Below are 18,172 nucleotides of genomic sequence, written 5' to 3'. Positions count from 1 at the left end.
TTGCTCGCGAACGCGGATTTATTTCGACTCATCTGTCGATTGACACACCGTTTTCGCGAGCAAGCCCGCTCCCATACTGGACCTGATGAGCCCCACCACTACAGGTCAATCTCCATGTCCCTCCCCTCCTTTGTACGCCTGATCGAAGTCGGCCCCCGCGACGGCTTGCAGAACGAAGCCCAACCCATCAGCGTCGCCGACAAAGTTCGCCTGGTGGATGCCCTGAGCGCCGCTGGTCTGGGTTACATCGAGGTGGGCAGCTTTGTCTCGCCCAAATGGGTACCACAAATGGCCGGCTCCGCCGACGTGTTTGCACAAATCCAGCGCAAGCCAGGCGTCACCTACGGCGCCCTGGCACCGAACCTGCGGGGTTTCGAGGATGCACTGGCGGCCGGCGTCACGGAGGTGGCGGTATTCGCCGCCGCGTCCGAAGCGTTTTCCCAGCGCAATATCAACTGCTCCATCAAGGAAAGCCTGGAACGCTTCGCACCGATCATGGAGGCTGCGAAGCAGAACGGCGTCAGCGTACGGGGGTATGTGTCCTGCGTGCTGGGCTGCCCGTACGAAGGCGCGGTCAAGCCTGAGCAGGTCGCCTGGGTGGCCCGCGAGTTGTATGCGATGGGCTGCTACGAAGTGTCCCTGGGCGACACCATCGGCACAGGCACCGCAGGCTCCACCCGCCGAATGTTCGAGGTGGTTGGCGAACAAGTGCCGCGTAGCAAGCTCGCCGGGCATTTCCATGACACCTACGGTCAAGCCATGGCCAACGTGTATGCCAGCCTGCTGGAAGGCATCGCCGTGTTCGACAGCTCCATCGCCGGGCTCGGCGGCTGCCCCTACGCCAAGGGCGCCAGCGGTAACGTTGCCACCGAAGACGTACTGTACTTGCTCAACGGCTTGGGCATTGAAACCGGGGTCGACCTGGACGCGTTGATTCTCGCCGGCCGACAGATCTGTGACGTGCTGGGTCGCCCGACCGGTTCACGGGTCGCCAAGGCACGCAGCGCGCCGTGAGTGTTACCTGCCTCGTTTGTAACGACGGCGAAACGAGTAACACGGAAACAATTTGTCAGATCTGCCGTGCTCTCGACGGCGCCAGAAAAAATCAACTCGTTGATTTTAAAGGATTTTTAAAAGTTGGCACGGCACCTGCTTTCTCTCTGGCATAACAAGAATAAAAAAGTAGCAAACCAATAAAAACAAGACGAAACGACTCTGACATAACAAAAACAACACGGCAGAGACGCAGCTAACAGATTTTTTTGGAGAAGATGTGCTTTTCAGGGTGCTTCCAGGAGCAACCCGCAACCGGGCAGAGAAGAATAAGACTACCGTCAGGTAGTACCCGAATCGGTTGGATCGCGAAGCGAAAAAGCAGATCAGCGCTCAAAAAAATACGTTTGCTCTTGATCCCGGATGGGGATCGCCCGAAACAGCGGTAAAGGGTCACGGCTGCCAAAAACAACAACAGGCCGCCCCTCAATAATAAAAAGAGCACGCGACGACAAAATTAAAGGGGAGCTTCGGCTCCCCTTTGTGCTGTCTGGTGTTTGGGTTTCCTTGTGGGAGCGGGCTTGCTCGCGAAGGCGGCGTGTCAGTTAAGAATGATGCTGACTGACACACCGCTTTCGCGAGCAAGCCCGCTCCCACAGGCCAGCCTCAGCCTTCCCTATCGCACAGTTCCTCAATGCTGATTTCCCGCATGCGGAATTTCTGGATCTTGCCGGTCACAGTCATCGGAAACGCCTCGACGAACTTGAAGTAACGCGGTGTCTTGAAATGGGCAATGCGCTCCTTGCACCAGGCCTGCAGTTCCTGTTCCGTGGCACTGTGGCCGGGGTGGAACTTGATCCAGGCGACGATCTCTTCGCCATAACGCGAGCAGGGGATGCCGATCACTTGCACGTCAGCCACCGCCGGATGGGTAAAGAAGAACTCCTCCAGTTCACGAGGATAAATATTCTCGCCACCGCGGATAATCATGTCCTTGTTGCGTCCGACGATGCAGACATAACCCTGCTCATCCATGGTCGCCAGGTCGCCGGTGTGCATCCAGCCGTCCGGATCGATGGCCTCGGCGGTGCCTTTGGGATTGTTCCAGTATCCGAGCATCACGCTGTAGCCGCGGGTACACAGCTCGCCGATGGTCCCCCGTGGGACGACTTCGCCGGCCTCGTCGATAATCTTGCTTTCCAGCTGCGGCTGGGTACGGCCGACAGTGGTGACGCGCAATTCCAATTCATCTGAAGGACCGGTCTGCAATGACACCGGACTGGTTTCCGTCATGCCGTAGGCGATCTGCACCTCGGCCATGTGCATCTCGCTGATAACCCGCCGCATCACTTCGATCGGGCACGTCGCGCCGGCCATGATCCCCGTGCGCAGGCTGGACAGGTCCAGTTGGCGTCGCTCAGGGTGGTCCAACATGGCAATGAACATCGTCGGCACACCATAAAGCGCAGTGGCTTTTTCCTCGGCCACGGTGGTCAGGGTCAGCAACGGATCGAAAGCGTCGTTGGGATAGATCATGGTGCTGCCGTGGGTCATGCAGCCCAGGTTGCCCATCACCATGCCGAAACAGTGGTAGAGCGGTACCGGGATCACCAGCCGATCGTTGGCCGTCAGGCCGAGACTTTCACCCACCATGTAACCGTTGTTGAGAATGTTGTGGTGACTGAGGGTCGCGCCCTTGGGGAAGCCAGTGGTACCTGAGGTGTATTGAATGTTGACCGGCTGATCGATGTGCAGGCTGGCCTCGCGTTCAGCCAGTTGTGCGGGCGATACCGCCATGCCGAACGCCGCCAGTTGCGACCAGGGCAAAAAGCCTGGCGGCGGTTGTAGATCAAGGCTGATCACGCCTCGCAGGTCCGGCAAACGCTCGCTATCCAGATGACCGATCGACTGCTGCGCCAGTTCCGGCGCAAGGGATTGCAACATGGCGTGATAATCGGAAGTCTTGAACGCCCCTGCGCACACCAGCCACTGGCACCCGGACTGCTTGAGCACATACTCCAGTTCGGAGGTGCGATAGGCCGGGTTGATGTTGACGAGGATGACGCCGATCTTCGCACTGGCGAACTGGCTGATGCACCACTGGGCGCAATTGGGTGCCCATACACCGAGGCGGTCGCCAGCTTGCAAACCCAGCGCCAGAAAGGCCCGAGCGTGCAGGTCGACAGCTTCGGCCAATTGTCGCCAGGTGTAGCGCAACGATTGATGACGAACCACCAGCGCCTCGCCATCGGGATACCGCTGCACGGTCTGATCGAAAGCCTCGCCGATGGTTTGCGCCAGCAGGTCCTTGGCCTGCAGACCTCGCGTATAGCTGAGCTGCGAATGCGAACCGGGTTGATCCATGATGCTCCCTCTTGTCTTTATTAGTGGGTGTATCGGTGAACCGTATGCACACAGGCTCCCTCGTCACAGGAAAGCTGATGCAGCGTTCTTACTCTCGCTCAAGTTGACGTTAACGTAAAGGGCGATTGACAGTCACCCATCGCAGGCTTACGTTAACGTAAAGGTGAGAGCCATCCCATCGCTCCTCCGCACCCACAAAAAAGCCAAAGGTGTCCCATGAGCTACCCATCCCTGAATTTTGCCCTCGGCGAAACCATCGACATGTTGCGCGATCAGGTGCAAGCCTTCGTCCAGGCCGAACTGGCCCCTCGCGCGGCTCAGATCGACAGTGACAACCTGTTCCCTGCCGACATGTGGCGCAAATTCGGCGATATGGGCCTGTTGGGCATTACCGTGCCGGAAGAGTACGGCGGCGCCGGGCTGGGCTATCTCGCCCATGTGGTGGCGATGGAAGAAATCAGTCGTGGTTCGGCCTCGGTCGCCCTCTCCTATGGCGCCCACTCCAATCTGTGTGTCAACCAGATCAACCGCAACGGCAATCACGAACAGAAAGCCAAATACCTGCCAAAGCTGATCAGCGGCGAACATGTCGGCGCCCTGGCCATGAGCGAGCCCAACGCAGGCTCCGACGTGGTGTCCATGAAGTTGCGGGCCGATAAGCGCGGTGACCGTTATGTGCTCAATGGCAGCAAGACCTGGATCACCAACGGCCCCGACGCCAACACTTACGTGATCTACGCCAAGACCGACCTGGAAAAGGGTCCCCACGGCATCACCGCATTCATCGTCGAGCGCGACTGGAAAGGCTTCAGCCGCAGCAACAAGTTCGACAAGCTCGGCATGCGCGGCTCCAACACCTGCGAACTGTTTTTCGATGACGTCGAAGTGCCGGAAGAAAACATCCTCGGTGTGCTCAACGGAGGCGTAAAGGTCCTGATGAGCGGCCTCGACTACGAACGCGTGGTGCTGTCCGGCGGCCCCACCGGGATCATGCAGGCCTGCATGGACCTCATCGTCCCCTACATCCATGACCGCAAGCAGTTCGGCCAGAGCATCGGCGAGTTCCAGCTGATCCAGGGCAAGGTGGCCGACATGTACACCCAACTCAATGCCAGCCGCGCCTACCTTTACGCGGTGTCCCAGGCCTGCGAGCGCGGCGAGACCACCCGCAAGGACGCCGCCGGGGTGATTCTCTACACCGCCGAACGCGCCACGCAAATGGCCCTCAATGCCATCCAGATCCTGGGGGGCAACGGCTATATCAATGAATTCCCCGCCGGACGACTGCTGCGTGACGCCAAGCTGTACGAAATCGGCGCGGGCACCAGTGAGATTCGTCGGATGCTGATCGGCCGCGAACTGTTCAACGAAACCCGCTAACGGAGCTGACCATGGCCACGCTGCACACTCAGCTCAACCCCCGCTCGCCGGAGTTCATCGCCAACCGCGATGCCATGCTCGGCCAGGTCGAGGCCCTGCGCACCTTGCTCGGTCAAATCCGGCAAGGGGGTGGCGCCAAGGCCCAGGAACGCCATACCTCACGGGGCAAGCTGCTGCCTCGCGAACGCATCAACCGGCTGCTGGATCCGGGCTCGCCCTTTCTGGAGATCAGCCCGCTGGCCGCCCATCAGGTTTATGGCGAAGACGTCCCTGCCGCCGGCGTCATCGCCGGGATCGGTCGCGTGGAAGGCGTCGAGTGCATGATTGTCGCCAACGATGCGACGGTCAAAGGCGGTTCCTACTACCCACTGACGGTGAAGAAACACCTGCGGGCCCAGGCCATCGCCCAGCAGAATCGCCTGCCCTGCATTTACCTGGTGGACTCCGGTGGCGCCAACCTGCCCCGTCAGGACGAAGTCTTTCCGGACCGCGAGCACTTCGGAAGGATTTTCTTCAACCAGGCCAACATGAGCGCCCAGGGTATCCCGCAGCTTGCGGTGGTCATGGGCTCGTGCACCGCCGGTGGCGCGTATGTACCGGCGATGGCCGACGAAGCGATCATGGTTCGCCAGCAGGCCACCATCTTTCTGGCCGGCCCGCCGTTGGTCAAAGCCGCCACCGGTGAAGTGGTCAGCGCCGAGGACCTGGGTGGTGCCGATGTGCATTGCAGGACTTCCGGCGTGGCCGACCATTACGCCGACAACGACGAGCACGCCCTGGCGTTGGCCCGCCGCAGCATCGCCAATCTCAACTGGCGCAAACTCGGTGACGTGCAGGCCCGCACGCCGATCGCCCCGCTGTATTCGGCCGACGAGCTGTACGGCGTGGTGCCGGCCGATGCCAAACAACCTTTCGACGTGCGGGAAGTCATTGCGCGCCTCGTAGACGGTTCGGTGTTCGACGAGTTCAAGGCGCTGTTCGGAACCACACTGGTGTGCGGCTTTGCCCATCTGCACGGCTACCCGGTGGCGATTCTCGCCAACAACGGCATCCTGTTTGCCGAGGCGGCGCAAAAAGGCGCGCACTTCATCGAGCTCGCCTGCCAGCGCGGCATCCCGCTACTGTTCCTGCAGAACATCACTGGGTTCATGGTGGGGCAAAAATACGAGGCCGGTGGCATTGCCAAGCACGGCGCGAAATTGGTCACTGCGGTGGCATGCGCCCAGGTGCCTAAATTCACCGTCATCATCGGTGGCAGTTTTGGTGCGGGTAACTATGGCATGTGCGGGCGGGCCTATGATCCCCGCTTCTTGTGGATGTGGCCGAACGCACGCATTGGCGTGATGGGGGCCGAGCAGGCCGCCGGGGTGCTGGTGCAGGTCAAGCGCGAGCAGGCCGAACGCAGCGGTCACCCGTTCAGCGCCGAGCAGGAAGCCGAGATCAAGCAACCGATCCTCGACCAGTACGAAGAACAGGGTCATCCCTACTATTCCAGCGCCAGATTGTGGGACGACGGCGTCATCGATCCGGCCCAGACCCGCGACGTACTGGGCCTGGCCCTGTCCGCGTCACTTAACGCCCCCATTGAACCGAGCCGCTTCGGCGTGTTCCGGATGTAACCGGGAAATGTCCATGGATAACTTCAACACCCTCGAACTGCTCACCGACCCACGCGGCGTCGCCACCCTGTGGCTGAGTCGCGAGTCGAAAAACAACGCGTTCAACGCCGAAATGATCCGCGAGCTGATCCTTGCCCTCGACCATATCGGCAGTGATCCGAACCTGCGTTTCCTGTTGATCCGGGGACGTGGCAAACATTTCAGCGCCGGCGCCGACCTGGCCTGGATGCAACAGTCGGCCGAACTCGACTACCACACCAACCTCGACGATGCCCGGGAATTGGCGGAGTTGATGTACAACCTGGCCAAGCTGAAAATTCCTACGCTGGCGGTCGTCCAGGGTGCGGCGTTCGGCGGCGCCCTGGGGTTGATCAGCGCCTGCGACATGGCTATTGGCGCCGATGATGCGCAATTTTGCCTGTCGGAAGTGCGCATTGGCCTGGCCCCGGCGGTCATCAGTCCGTTTGTGGTACAGGCCATCGGCGAACGGGCAGCCCGTCGTTATGCCCTTACCGCAGAGCGTTTCAGCGGCCAGCGTGCGAAAGAACTCGGTTTATTGTCGGAAAGCTACCCGCCCGAGACGCTGGAGGCCCAAGTCGAACGATGGATCGACAACCTGCTGCTCAACAGCCCGGCGGCCATGCGCGCCAGCAAGGAACTGCTGCGCGAAGTCGGCAGCGGTGCCCTTACCCCGGCGTTGCGGCGGTATACGGAAAATGCCATTGCTCGCATCCGTGTCAGTCCCGAGGGCCAGGAAGGCCTGCGGGCCTTCCTGCAAAAACGGGCGCCGAACTGGCAAGCCGATACGCCCCCTGCCGCGTCGAAACATAAGGAGTCGCGTTGATGACCGCCCCTGTCCTCACCACATTGCTGGTGGCCAATCGCGGTGAAATCGCCTGCCGCGTGATGCGTACCGCCAAGGCCATGGGTCTGACCACCGTGGCGGTGCACAGCGCCATCGACCGCGACGCGCGCCACAGCCGCGAAGCCGATATACGCATCGACCTGGGCGGCAGTAAGGCCGCCGACAGCTACCTGCAGATCGACAAACTGATTGCAGCGGCCCACGCCAGCGGCGCCCAGGCTATTCATCCGGGCTACGGCTTTCTTTCAGAGAATGCCGGGTTTGCCAGGGCGATTGAAAACGCCGGGCTGATCTTTCTCGGCCCGCCGGCGTCGGCCATCGACGCCATGGGCAGTAAATCCGCGGCCAAGGCCCTGATGGAAACCGCCGGGGTGCCCCTGGTGCCCGGTTACCATGCCGAAGCCCAGGACCTGGATACCTTTCGTGATGCGGCCGAGCGCATCGGCTACCCGGTCCTGCTCAAGGCCACGGCCGGTGGTGGCGGCAAAGGCATGAAAGTCGTCGAAGACGTCAGCCAGTTGGCCGAAGCCCTCGCCTCGGCGCAACGTGAAGCGCAATCGTCGTTCGGCGACTCACGGATGCTGGTGGAAAAGTACCTGCTCAAGCCGCGTCATGTGGAAATCCAGGTATTTGCCGATCGGCATGGCAACTGCCTGTACCTCAACGAACGGGACTGTTCGATCCAGCGCCGTCATCAGAAGGTGGTGGAAGAAGCCCCCGCCCCCGGCCTGACCCCGCAATTGCGCAAGGCGATGGGCGAAGCCGCCGTGCGTGCAGCCCAGGCGATCGGCTACGTCGGCGCCGGCACGGTGGAATTCCTGCTGGATTCGCGAGGCGAGTTTTTCTTCATGGAAATGAACACCCGGTTGCAGGTCGAGCACCCGGTCACCGAAGCCATCACCGGCCTGGACCTGGTCGCCTGGCAGATCCGCGTCGCCCAGGGGGAGCCGCTGCCCATCACCCAGGAGCAGGTCCCCCTGCTAGGCCACGCCATCGAAGTGCGGCTGTATGCCGAAGATCCGGCCCATGACTTTCTGCCCGCTACGGGGCGGCTGGCCTTGTACCGTGAATCCCAGGCAGGCCCCGGTCGCCGCGTCGACAGCGGAGTGGAGGAAGGCGACGAAATTTCACCTTTCTACGACCCGATGCTCGGCAAACTGATCGCCTGGGGTGAAGACCGTGAACAGGCACGGTTGCGGTTGTTGAGCATGCTCGACGAATTTGCCATCGGGGGCTTGAAAACCAATATCGGCTTCCTGCGGCGCATCCTGGCTCATCCGGCCTTCGCGGCGGCCGAACTGGACACCGGATTTATCCCACGTCACCAGACGCAATTGCTGCCGGAATCTGGTGAACTGGACGACGCATTCTGGTTCGCCGCAGCCCAAGGGTTCGCCTTGAGCCTGACGCCACGCCAGCGATCCGACGATACCGGCTCGCCCTGGTCCCAACCCACCGGACTGCGCCTGGGCCTGCCAGGGGAAACCACCCTGCATTTGAGCTGCGACGGCCAGGACCGAGCCGTGACACTGGACCTCCAGGCTGCGGCTGCGGAGCTGCGTGGTGAGCAACTGATCATCGAGCATCACGGCCTGCGCCGCTGCCATCGCGTCATCCGCCAGGGCGATAGCCTGTATCTGCAATGGAACGGCGATCTGCACCGCGTCGACCTGTACGATCCGCTGGCCGCCGCCGAAGCCAGCCATAGCCACCAGGGGGGCCTGAGCGCGCCCATGAACGGCAGCATCGTCAGGGTGCTGGTGAGTCCCGGCCAGGCAGTGGAAGCAGGTACTCAACTGGTGGTGCTGGAAGCCATGAAGATGGAACACAGCATCCGCGCGCCCAAGGACGGCGTGATCAAAACGTTGTATTGCCAGGAAGGCGAAATGGTCAGCGAAGGCAGTACGCTGGTGGCGTTCGAGGAGTAGATATCGGCCCGTCCCAGGGGCCGATATGATCAGAACCGGATAGTGGCTTGCACGACGACACCGATGATGTGGCACTGCTCGGTGTACAGGTTTTTCGGGTAAGTCGGATTGAGCGGGACCAGGTAAAGCTGCCCGCTTTCTTCGATCAGTTTGCGAAAGGTCGCATCGCTGCAACCCGGTAACTGGGCAACCACCAGCTTGCCGGGCACCGCCTCGATGGCCGGGTCCACCAGGATCGACATCCCCTCGGGGATGCTCAACCCGGTCGGGGCCGTCATCGCATCCCCCACCACGACCAGCCAGAACGCGTCTCCTTGCGCGTGGTAGTCCGTCAGCTCGAAGCGTGCCTGGCCGTAATCACCAGGACCACCTTCGCGGACGGCGCCAACCTCCTGCCAGTCGCTCACCGGGTAGCGGAAGTACGGGTTGTACTTTTGCGCCAGGGCCATGCCCTCTTCGGTCGATGTGTCCGGCTCGCGGATCACCATCGCCACTTCGAGGAACTCCATGCCCAATTCCTGCAGGACCCGGTTCATGTCTTCGACACTGGGTTGCCGGCGCTTGGTCAGCCAATGGCCGACCCCGCCCTGAGACATTCCCAAACGTTCTGCGAGCACCACTTGCGTGACGCGCAGCTCCTTCATCTTGGCCTTGACCAACTCTATCCATTTATCCATGAGCGGCACGATACGTGGATGATCCTCACCATCAAAACACATATTGTAGTATTTAAATCGCCGTCACAATTACGATTGGTACTATCCTGAACCGAGGATCCAAGCCCCTCACGGAGAACCTCGATACCATGGACACAGCCAACAAAAACGAGCCTATCAGCTCTTTCGACAGCGCCTTCCCTTCGCTACAGGATTGCCCGGCCGCCCAGCGGGCCCTGGATTACTACTTGAAACCGGGTGTTTCAGAGACTCAAGAGCACCGTTTTTTCGACGTGAACCGCAACATCAGCGGAGAAGAAGCCCTGGTTCACGCGTGCGACCTGCTGCGCTGCGCAGCCGCCACCGCCCACGAGTCAGCCAATCGGCTGGAGGGTTCGAGCCGTGACCTGGCATTTTCAGTGGTGCACATGATCGATCTGGTCAAGGCGATGCTTGACCGGTCGCTGGATAGCTACCCTGCCCGTCAGGCGTAGCCATTGGGAGTGGCGTTGCGAACACGACCGGCAGGAAAAATTTTTCCAATGAACGCAATAAAATCATTTGACTTGCAAATGATAATGATTATTATTGCATCAGCTGGTCGCGAGATCAGTCGATAGACCAGAAGACCTTAGGTCGGACTTCTGGAATATCTCCTCATCAGGCTAATCACGGTTTTTGACCCGGCTTTTGCCGGGTCTTTTTTTTTGCCGATTTTCGGCTTATGGCTTCAGGCTAATGAAGTCTTTTGGATGTGGCTGATTGGATGGCGGCGATGATAGCAAATGAAAACCCGTTGACAAACATCACCTTCCATCGCGGTGAAAACTATCGACAGGCAGCACTTGAGAATCAATTGCAGACTCTCTAAGCTGCTTTTGCGTCCAGGGAGGACGCCCCCTTCACGCATGATGCAAATCGTCCCGATTTTTCTTTTCCAGCGTGTAAAGTAACGGCCATAAAAATCCTTTTCGGGAATCGTGACCGTGGCTAAATCCTCTTTTGATATCACTGCCAATTTCGACAGCGGCAACATCGAGGTCGTGGACATCAGCAACCCGTTGCAGTCGTTGCTGAAAATCAGACCCGACACCCGCAGCGCCCATTTCCAATGGTTCCACTTCAAGGCCAGCGGTCTTCACGTTGGTCAGGAATATTCCTTCAGACTGCTCAATGCCAGTCAATCGTCCTACAACAAGGCGTGGACGGGTTATCAGACCGTCGCATCCTACGATCACGTCAACTGGTTCCGCATCCCTACTCAGTTCGAAGGCGATGCCCTGCGTTTCCACCTCGAAGCCGAACAGCCTCACGCCTGGTTCGCCTATTTCGAACCCTACAGCCGTGGCCGGCACGACTGGCTGATCGAGCAGGCACAACACAAGGCCGGAACCGAACGCCTGGCCATCGGTAAAAGCGCCGAAGGGCGCGACATTCAATTGCTGCGCAAAGGCAGCGGTGCAGAAGGCCAACGCAAGATCTGGATCATCGCCCAGCAGCATCCTGGCGAGCACATGGCCGAGTGGTTCATGGAAGGCGTGATCGAACGCCTCCAGGACAAGGACGACGCCCAACTGAACCGTCTGTTGGCCAAGGCCGACCTGTACCTGGTACCGAACATGAACCCGGACGGTGCGTTCCATGGCCACCTGCGCACCAATGCCATGGGCCAGGACCTCAACCGCGCGTGGCAGAACGCCAGCCAGGAAATCAGCCCCGAGGTACTTTTCGTACAACAGCAAATGGAAAAGTACGGCGTCGATCTGTTTCTGGACGTCCATGGCGACGAGGAAATTCCCCACGTATTCACGGCCGGCTGCGAAGGCAATCCGGGCTACACACCGCGCATTGCGAAACTCGAAGAACGCTTCCGCAGCCACCTCAAACACCAGACCAAAGACTTCCAGACCACCTATGGCTACACCCGGGACGAACCGGGCCAGGCCAACATGACACTGGCCTGTAATGCGGTCGGTCAGAAATACGACTGCCTTTCCCTGACCCTGGAAATGCCTTTCAAAGACCACAACGACCACCCGAACCCGCACACAGGCTGGTCCGGCAAGCGCTCGATGCAACTGGGCAAGGACGTGTTGAGTACCATGGCGGACATGGTCGACGAGTTGCGCTGAGGCAAGCACACGCCTTGTGGCGAGGGGGTTGGGTTGCTGGGCAACCCAGCGGGAATAAATCCCTCGCCACAAAATCTTCAGCTATCTCAAGTCCGATCTCTACCCCGCAACATACTGTCCAACACCTCATCCCGTCTTACCCAACCGTGAAACAGCGCCGCCGTCAGATGCACCAGCACGGTCAGGAACAGCAGATACGCCAGGTAACCGTGGGCCTTGCGCAGCAGCGCGAAGGTCGGTGCGTCCGCCGGTAGAATCGAAGGCAGTTGCAGCGAGTCGCTGAGCATCACCGGGTCCCCGGCCGCTGAAATCATTCCCCAACCCAACAACGGCAACACCAGCATCAAGGCGTACAGCAGGACATGCGACGCTTTGGCCGCCAACGCCTGCCAGCCCGGCAGATCGGCTGGAAGCGGCGGCTGCCGAGTCGTGAACCGCACCACCAGGCGCACGATCACCAACAGCAGGATCGCCACACCCAAAGGCTTGTGCAGTTGCAGCAGCCACTCATGACGCTCGGACACCGAAGCCACCATGCCCGCGCCAATGAACAGCATGGCGATGATCATCAGGGCCATCAGCCAGTGGAGCAACCGGGCCAGCGGCGCGAAGTGATGGGGGGCGTTCATGGGCGGGACTCCTGGTTGGCGGGCAATGGGTTCACTTCACTGGTACGCCGCAAGTAGGAACTGGCATAGGCGGCGGACCGTGCGACCAGCAGCGGGTCTTCGGAACCTTCGATACCGCTGGGCAGGATCAGCGGGTCGTAGTTGATGTCGCGGCATTCACCGTTGTCCTGCGCCTGGGTGCGTTCCAGTACCAGCGTGCCGGCATTGAGCACCTTGCGATCGGCGGGCCAAACCTTGCTGGCGTCGTTTACTGGATCCCCTGGGTTGGCCAAAGTGATGTTCAACCGCCAGCGCAACGGTCCGGCAGCGAGGCGCTTGGCCAGATCCTGTTCGAGGAAGTCGGCCCCCTGGGGTGGCGTTGCATCCGCCGCATCCTGGCTCAAGGGCACCACGCCCCAGCGCACCGCCTGGCGTTGCCCTGCCTGATTGACCAGATAAAACGCGTTGATACCGTTATAGGTTTCAGTGGCATAACTGGCCGACGGCCTGGCCGTCTTGATCCATTGCAGGAACGGCATGGCTTCCGGATGCGCGGCAAAAAAAGCCGGCACCGCCGCCGGATTGGGTTTACCCGTGGCCGGGTCGGGCAACTGAGCCTGTTGGAACTGGTAAAACGCCTCAGGCGTACCCACCGGGAACACCGGCATGCTGTTCATGCCGGTACGCCATTGTTGGCCGTTGGCCTGGGTGAAACGCAGCGCAAGACTGCGGATCGGCACGCTGCCGTCCGGTGCGTAAGGATTCCCACTGGGCAAGGCGAAACGCCCGACTACCGGCGTGCGCGACTCCGTGAACACCTGGGCGCGGGAATAGGCTCGTGCCTCACCGCTGCTTTCGAAATAACCGGCAACGCAGACCCCTTTTGAATGGTTGCGTCGAAAGCCGGGGTGAACACCGTTGTTCTTTTCCAGCACATTGACCAGCGCATTGGGCGTCAGTCGCTGGGGGTCAAGAGAGCCGTTGACGTAGGCAAACGCCCCGCCCAGCGCGGCCACAATGACGGCAATGCCGCTCAGGCGCAGCGCCAGGGCTGCGGGGCTCAACGGCGGCCGGCTCGGTGAAGCGGAAGGGTCAACCATGACGAAGCTCCAAGGCCCAAGGCCATTTAAGGAAAGGACCCGTCAGACGAAGGCACGACAGGTTTATTCCCACGCCTCGTATTTATTTTTCCTGCTCTGGAATAATCTTGTTCGCGGGTCGTCTCTCCAGTCTCGGTGCACTGACTGCCTCACAGAAGCCTCCCATGAACGAACTCGATGACCAGTTGCGCGTGCTCATCCCCCGGCTACGGCGCTTTGCCGTGTCGCTGACGCATAACCCCAGCAACGCCGACGACCTGGTGCAGACTTGCCTGGAACGAGCGCTGTCGAAATGGAAGGACAAACGTCCCGAGGGCGATTTGCGCGCCTGGTTGTTTTCCATTCTTTATCGGCAATTCCTCGACGCTCATCGCCGCTCCCGGCGTTATGCGCGCATGCTGGAGTTTTTCACCGGTCGCGACGACACCCAGCCTTCGGCCGAGCGCAGCGTGATCGCCCAATCGTCGCTCCAGGCGTTCGATCAGCTCACCACCGAGCAACGCGCCCTGCTGCTGTGGGTGTCGGTGGAAGGCTTGAGCTACCAGCAAGTCGCGGACATTCTCGACGTGCCGACCGGCACCGTGATGTCGCGCCTGTCCCGCGCCCGCCAAGCCTTGCGCCAACTCAGCGAAGGCGAAATCACCCGCCCTGCCCTGCGGATACTCAAATGATCAGCATGCCCCCCAGCGAAAACGACCTGCACGCCTACATCGATCGACAACTGAGCGAAGCCGACCAGCACCTGGTGGACACGTACCTCGCCAATCACCCCGAAGTCGCCGCCAAGGTCCGGGCCTGGCAGCAGGATGCGCAGCGCTTGCGCACAGCCTTGAGCGGAGCCCTGCAGCAACCGGCGAATCCGGACCTCGATCCAGCCATGATTCGCCTGCGCCTGAAGCACCGTGCCCGCCGTTATCTGGCCAGTGCGGCTGTCTTGTTGCTGGCCGTCAGCGTGGGCGGGCTCGGTGGCTGGCATGCCCGGGAAATGACGCTTCTCAGCGCTGCGGCTCCCATGGCGGATGCCATGCAGGCCTACCGTCTATTTGCCCAGCAAGGCATCCTGCCGGCCGACTACCAGACCGGCGATGAACACAGCATGCAGGATTGGCTCGACCGCTACTTCAACCAGATCAATCGGCTGCCGGATTTGTCGGGCGCGGGTTTCAAACCGGTCAGTGGACGGTTGCTCAGCACCGAGCAAGGGGCGGCGGCCATGGTGGTCTATCAGGACCCGAGCGGCCAGAAGATCAGCTTTTATGTACGACCTCCGGGCCCCAGGAATTTCCTGCTGCCCCGGGGCAGTCGTCGCGACGGCGAGTTGCAGGCCGAGTACTGGTCCGGACCGGGCTACAACTATGCGATGGTCATTCCCAGCGACCTGCCGGCGGCGCAGAAGCTCAGGCAGACACTGAACTTCTGACCACCACAGATGCCTGTGGGAGCGGGCTTGCTCGCGAAAGCGACCTGACATTCAACATCAATGTTGACTTCACCACCGCATTCGCGAGCAAGCCCGCTCCCACAAGGGATCTGCGGATGTTTGATGTACTCACCCCTGCCCGAACACCTGCGACGGCCGGCGCAACACCGGATCGAACGGGTTGATCCGTGGCCCGATCAGGTTCGCCTCGCGCTTGAGCATTTCCACCACGGTCGGCAGGCGATCCGGCCCCAGCCGATCGCTGATCGTGGCCACGCTCAAGGCCGCTACGGCCCGGCCTTCGCGGTCGAGGATCGGCACGGCCACTCCCGCCATCCCCTGCAACACGCCCGTATTGCGTCCGGCGTAACCCAGGGTGCGGACGTTCTCGACTTCCGAACGCAGGAAGACCTCGTCGTACAGATGAAAATCCTTGAGCCGCGGCAGGTTGTAGGTAATGACGGTGTCGCGCTCTTCTTCCGGCAGGAACGCCAGGATCGCCAGGCTGCCCTGGCCCACACCCAACGCCACCCGGCCACCAATGTCACCGGTGAAGGTGCGGATCGGGAAAGGCCCTTCGCTACGGTCCAGGCAGATCGCATCAAAACCACTGCGGGCCAGCAGGAACAACGAGTCCCCGAGTGAGGCCGACAGCCGCAACATGGCCGGCCGCGCCAGTTCGCGCAGGTTACCGGTGTTGCCGGCGCGGGCGGCCAGGGCGAAGAAGTCCAGGCTCAGGCGATAACGCTTGCTGCGCGCATCCTGCTCGACCATGCCCTCGTCCATCAAACTGCGCAACATACGATGGGTGGTCGGCTGGGAAAGACCGATGCGCTGGGCCAGTTGCGTTACCCGCTCGCCGCCCTCGGCGGTGTCCCCCAGGGTGCGCAACACGGCAAACAGCCTGGATACCGCACCGACGCCCACTTCGCCCTTATCATCATTCCGATCAATGGAATCTTTCATCAACTTTCTCGTATAAAAATTTGCTCACCGAATAAAACTGAAAATAATCATCGCTTCAGTGAAATAGTCCATTGAGCCCATCCTAGTCTTCGTCCTACTCTGCGTCCATACAGGGGCGATTCGAACAACAGCGGCAGCCGACCCGAGGTCGAGCGCCAACGCACCCCGCAACATCCTTTCGTATCTGCCCATACAAAAAAGCGCGCCGGCTGGCGACGCATAACAATCTCAGGTGGAGCGCGTCATGGCTTTCGTGCAACTTCAAGACTTGAGCAAACGCTACGGCGACATCGACGCCGTGGTCGCCACCAACCTTTCGGTGGAAAAAGGCGAATTCGTCTCGCTGCTGGGCCCTTCCGGCTGCGGCAAAACCACCACCCTGCAAATGATCGCCGGCTTCGTCGAAGTCAGCAGCGGTCGCATCCTGCTCGATGGCCGGGACATCACCCACGCCAAGCCTGCCAGTCGCGGCCTGGGCGTGGTGTTCCAGAGCTACGCGCTGTTTCCCCATATGTCCGTCCGGGACAATGTGGCCTTCGGCCTGCGCATGCGCAAAGTGCCCAACGCCGAGCTGCAACCTCGGGTGGATCGGGTGTTGAAACTGGTGCGCCTGGACCGGCACGCCGAGCGCTACCCACGGGAACTCTCCGGCGGCCAGCGCCAACGTGTGGCACTGGCCCGGGCGTTGGTGATCGAGCCACCGGTGTTGTTGCTCGACGAACCGCTGTCCAATCTGGACGCCAACCTGCGCGAAGAGATGCAATTCGAAATCCGCCGCATCCAGCGGGAAGTTGGCATTACCACGTTGATGGTCACCCACGACCAGTCCGAAGCGTTGTCCATCAGTGACCGGGTCGTGGTGATGCAGGCCGGGCGCATCACCCAGATCGACGCGCCATACACCCTCTACGAACACCCCCGCACGGAGTTCATCTCCGGCTTCGTCGGCAAAGCCAACCTGCTGCCGGGCGAACGTGACAGCGCGGGCGTCGTCCAGGCTTGCAGCCCAGGCACGGGCGACCTGACCCTGAGTCTGCGGCCGGAAAAAATCGACCTGTGCCCCGCCGGTACCGGGCGCCTGCAAGGCACCCTCGTCAGCCGTTTCTTCCTCGGCAGCCAGTGGCTGTACGGCGTGTCCACCGATCTGGGCGAGCTCTGTGTCGTACGCCGCAACGACGGCTCCGCCCCCCTGACCGAAGGCACGGCTGTAGGCCTGGACTGGGACCCGGCCCTGCTGCGGGTGCTGAGCGTGGACGAGGTACCGGCATGAAATGGCTGGATAAACTGCGCCGGGGCCGCCCAGGCTACCTGATGTCCGCACCGGCCCTGGCGCTTTACCTGGGCTTGCTGGTCATCCCGCTGGGCCTGACGCTGGTGCTGTCGTTCAACGTCTTCGACTATGGCTCGGGCATCGACAGCGGCGCCTACACCTTCGATCACTACATCAGCCTGTTGGGCGATCCGTATTTCTACGAGATCTTTCTGCGCACCTTCTGGATCAGCGCCCTGACCACGTTGCTGTGCGTGCTGATCGGCGTGCCCGAGGCCTACATCCTCAGTCGCATGGGGGCACCGTGGCGCTCGATTTTCCTGATCCTGATCCTGACCCCGCTGCTGATTTCAGTGGTGGTGCGCGCCTTCGGCTGGAGCCTGTTACTGGGTGCAGACGGTCTGGTCAACCAAACCCTGCAGGCCTTTGGCGGCGCGCCGATGAAGCTGCTCTACACGTCGTTCGCGGTGGTCATCGCCCTGGTCCATGTGATGCTGCCGTTCATGATCATTCCGGTCTGGACCTCGTTGCAAAAACTCGACCCGGCCGCCGAACAGGCCGCGCTGTCCCTCGGTGCCAGTCAGTTCACGGTGATCCGCAAGGTCGTGTTGCCGCAGATCATGCCCGGCGTGCTGTCCGGCACCCTGATCGTGTTCGGCCTGGCCGCCAGCTCCTTCGCCATCCCCGGCCTGCTGGGCGGACGTCGCCTGAAAATGGTCGCCACGCTGATCTACGACCAGTACCTGTCGGAACTCAACTGGCCCATGGGCGCGGCCATTGCCATCGCGTTGCTGCTGCTCAATCTGCTGATCATGCTGTCGTGGAACCGCATGATCGAAGGCCGCTACAAGAAGTCACTGGGGTAATTGAT

16 protein-coding genes are annotated in these 18,172 nt (G+C 61.0%); 11 read left to right on the top strand and 5 right to left on the bottom strand.

Annotated features, from left to right (window positions below; genetic code table 11):
- Positions 1-114 precede the first annotated feature (114 nt).
- Positions 115-1,014, top strand: a complete 900-nt coding sequence (locus EGM97_RS19345; RefSeq protein WP_238964454.1) for a hydroxymethylglutaryl-CoA lyase — start codon at positions 115-117, stop codon at positions 1,012-1,014.
- Between the two features lie 645 nt (positions 1,015-1,659).
- On the opposite strand, the gene EGM97_RS19340 is transcribed toward EGM97_RS19345, so the two are convergent.
- A complete protein-coding gene (locus EGM97_RS19340; RefSeq protein WP_238964453.1) occupies positions 1,660-3,357 on the bottom strand; it encodes an AMP-binding protein in 1,698 nt (565 codons plus the stop codon).
- Positions 3,358-3,573: 216 nt separating this feature from the next.
- Here EGM97_RS19340 and EGM97_RS19335 point away from each other — a divergent pair, with 216 nt between their 5' ends.
- From EGM97_RS19335 to EGM97_RS19320, 4 genes are read left to right on the top strand one after another with little or no spacing between them, the layout of a single operon-like run.
- On the top strand, positions 3,574-4,737 hold the full coding sequence (locus EGM97_RS19335) for an isovaleryl-CoA dehydrogenase (RefSeq protein ID WP_238964452.1): 1,164 nt from the start codon (positions 3,574-3,576) through the stop codon (positions 4,735-4,737).
- An 11-nt stretch (positions 4,738-4,748) separates the two neighbouring features.
- Complete coding sequence (locus tag EGM97_RS19330; protein WP_238964451.1) at positions 4,749-6,356, top strand: carboxyl transferase domain-containing protein; 1,608 nt, start codon at positions 4,749-4,751, stop codon at positions 6,354-6,356.
- A gap of 13 nt (positions 6,357-6,369) precedes the next feature.
- The gene (locus EGM97_RS19325; RefSeq protein WP_238964450.1) at positions 6,370-7,200 is read left to right on the top strand and encodes a gamma-carboxygeranoyl-CoA hydratase; all 831 of its coding nucleotides are present in this window, start codon (positions 6,370-6,372) and stop codon (positions 7,198-7,200) included.
- Positions 7,200-9,149 (top strand): acetyl/propionyl/methylcrotonyl-CoA carboxylase subunit alpha, encoded by a 1,950-nt coding sequence (locus EGM97_RS19320; RefSeq protein WP_238964449.1) that lies wholly within the window; start codon positions 7,200-7,202, stop codon positions 9,147-9,149. The genes EGM97_RS19325 and EGM97_RS19320 overlap by 1 nt, the downstream gene beginning before the upstream one ends.
- A gap of 29 nt (positions 9,150-9,178) precedes the next feature.
- Here the strand turns inward: EGM97_RS19320 and EGM97_RS19315 are convergent, their stop codons facing one another.
- Positions 9,179-9,826 (bottom strand): LexA family protein, encoded by a 648-nt coding sequence (locus tag EGM97_RS19315; RefSeq protein ID WP_238964448.1) that lies wholly within the window; start codon positions 9,824-9,826, stop codon positions 9,179-9,181.
- Between the two features lie 128 nt (positions 9,827-9,954).
- Here EGM97_RS19315 and EGM97_RS19310 point away from each other — a divergent pair, with 128 nt between their 5' ends.
- Positions 9,955-10,299 carry a DUF6124 family protein gene (locus tag EGM97_RS19310; RefSeq protein ID WP_238964447.1) on the top strand — a complete coding sequence of 115 codons (345 nt, stop codon included), beginning with the start codon at positions 9,955-9,957 and terminating at the stop codon, positions 10,297-10,299.
- 486 nt (positions 10,300-10,785) lie between these two features.
- The gene (locus EGM97_RS19305) at positions 10,786-11,937 is read left to right on the top strand and encodes a M14 family metallopeptidase (protein ID WP_238964446.1); all 1,152 of its coding nucleotides are present in this window, start codon (positions 10,786-10,788) and stop codon (positions 11,935-11,937) included.
- A gap of 86 nt (positions 11,938-12,023) precedes the next feature.
- On the opposite strand, the gene EGM97_RS19300 is transcribed toward EGM97_RS19305, so the two are convergent.
- Positions 12,024-12,566 (bottom strand): cytochrome b, encoded by a 543-nt coding sequence (locus EGM97_RS19300; protein ID WP_238964445.1) that lies wholly within the window; start codon positions 12,564-12,566, stop codon positions 12,024-12,026.
- Positions 12,563-13,645: a catalase family peroxidase gene (locus tag EGM97_RS19295; protein ID WP_238964444.1), complete on the bottom strand. Its 1,083-nt coding sequence runs from the start codon at positions 13,643-13,645 to the stop codon at positions 12,563-12,565. The genes EGM97_RS19300 and EGM97_RS19295 overlap by 4 nt, the downstream gene beginning before the upstream one ends.
- Positions 13,646-13,809: 164 nt before the next feature.
- Here EGM97_RS19295 and EGM97_RS19290 point away from each other — a divergent pair, with 164 nt between their 5' ends.
- Together EGM97_RS19290 and EGM97_RS19285 are read left to right on the top strand one after the other, a co-directional pair.
- Complete coding sequence (locus tag EGM97_RS19290) at positions 13,810-14,316, top strand: sigma-70 family RNA polymerase sigma factor (RefSeq protein ID WP_238964443.1); 507 nt, start codon at positions 13,810-13,812, stop codon at positions 14,314-14,316.
- A complete protein-coding gene (locus EGM97_RS19285; RefSeq protein WP_238964442.1) occupies positions 14,313-15,065 on the top strand; it encodes an anti-sigma factor family protein in 753 nt (250 codons plus the stop codon). Before EGM97_RS19290 ends, EGM97_RS19285 begins: the two co-directional genes overlap by 4 nt.
- Positions 15,066-15,194: 129 nt before the next feature.
- Here EGM97_RS19285 and EGM97_RS19280 read toward each other — a convergent pair whose 3' ends face one another.
- Positions 15,195-16,031, bottom strand: a complete 837-nt coding sequence (locus tag EGM97_RS19280) for an IclR family transcriptional regulator (RefSeq protein WP_238964441.1) — start codon at positions 16,029-16,031, stop codon at positions 15,195-15,197.
- Positions 16,032-16,275: 244 nt separating this feature from the next.
- Here EGM97_RS19280 and EGM97_RS19275 point away from each other — a divergent pair, with 244 nt between their 5' ends.
- Together EGM97_RS19275 and EGM97_RS19270 are read left to right on the top strand one after the other, a co-directional pair.
- Positions 16,276-17,301 (top strand): ABC transporter ATP-binding protein, encoded by a 1,026-nt coding sequence (locus tag EGM97_RS19275; protein ID WP_238964440.1) that lies wholly within the window; start codon positions 16,276-16,278, stop codon positions 17,299-17,301.
- Positions 17,298-18,167 (top strand): ABC transporter permease, encoded by an 870-nt coding sequence (locus EGM97_RS19270; protein WP_238964439.1) that lies wholly within the window; start codon positions 17,298-17,300, stop codon positions 18,165-18,167. The genes EGM97_RS19275 and EGM97_RS19270 overlap by 4 nt, the downstream gene beginning before the upstream one ends.
- Positions 18,168-18,172 lie beyond the last annotated feature (5 nt).

Source organism: Pseudomonas sp. AF32 (assembly GCF_022342325.2).
Taxonomy (GTDB): Bacteria; Pseudomonadota; Gammaproteobacteria; order Pseudomonadales; family Pseudomonadaceae; genus Aquipseudomonas; species Aquipseudomonas uvaldensis.
Note: the sequence above shows the minus strand (reverse complement) of the source record. Positions and strands in the feature narration are given on the sequence as shown.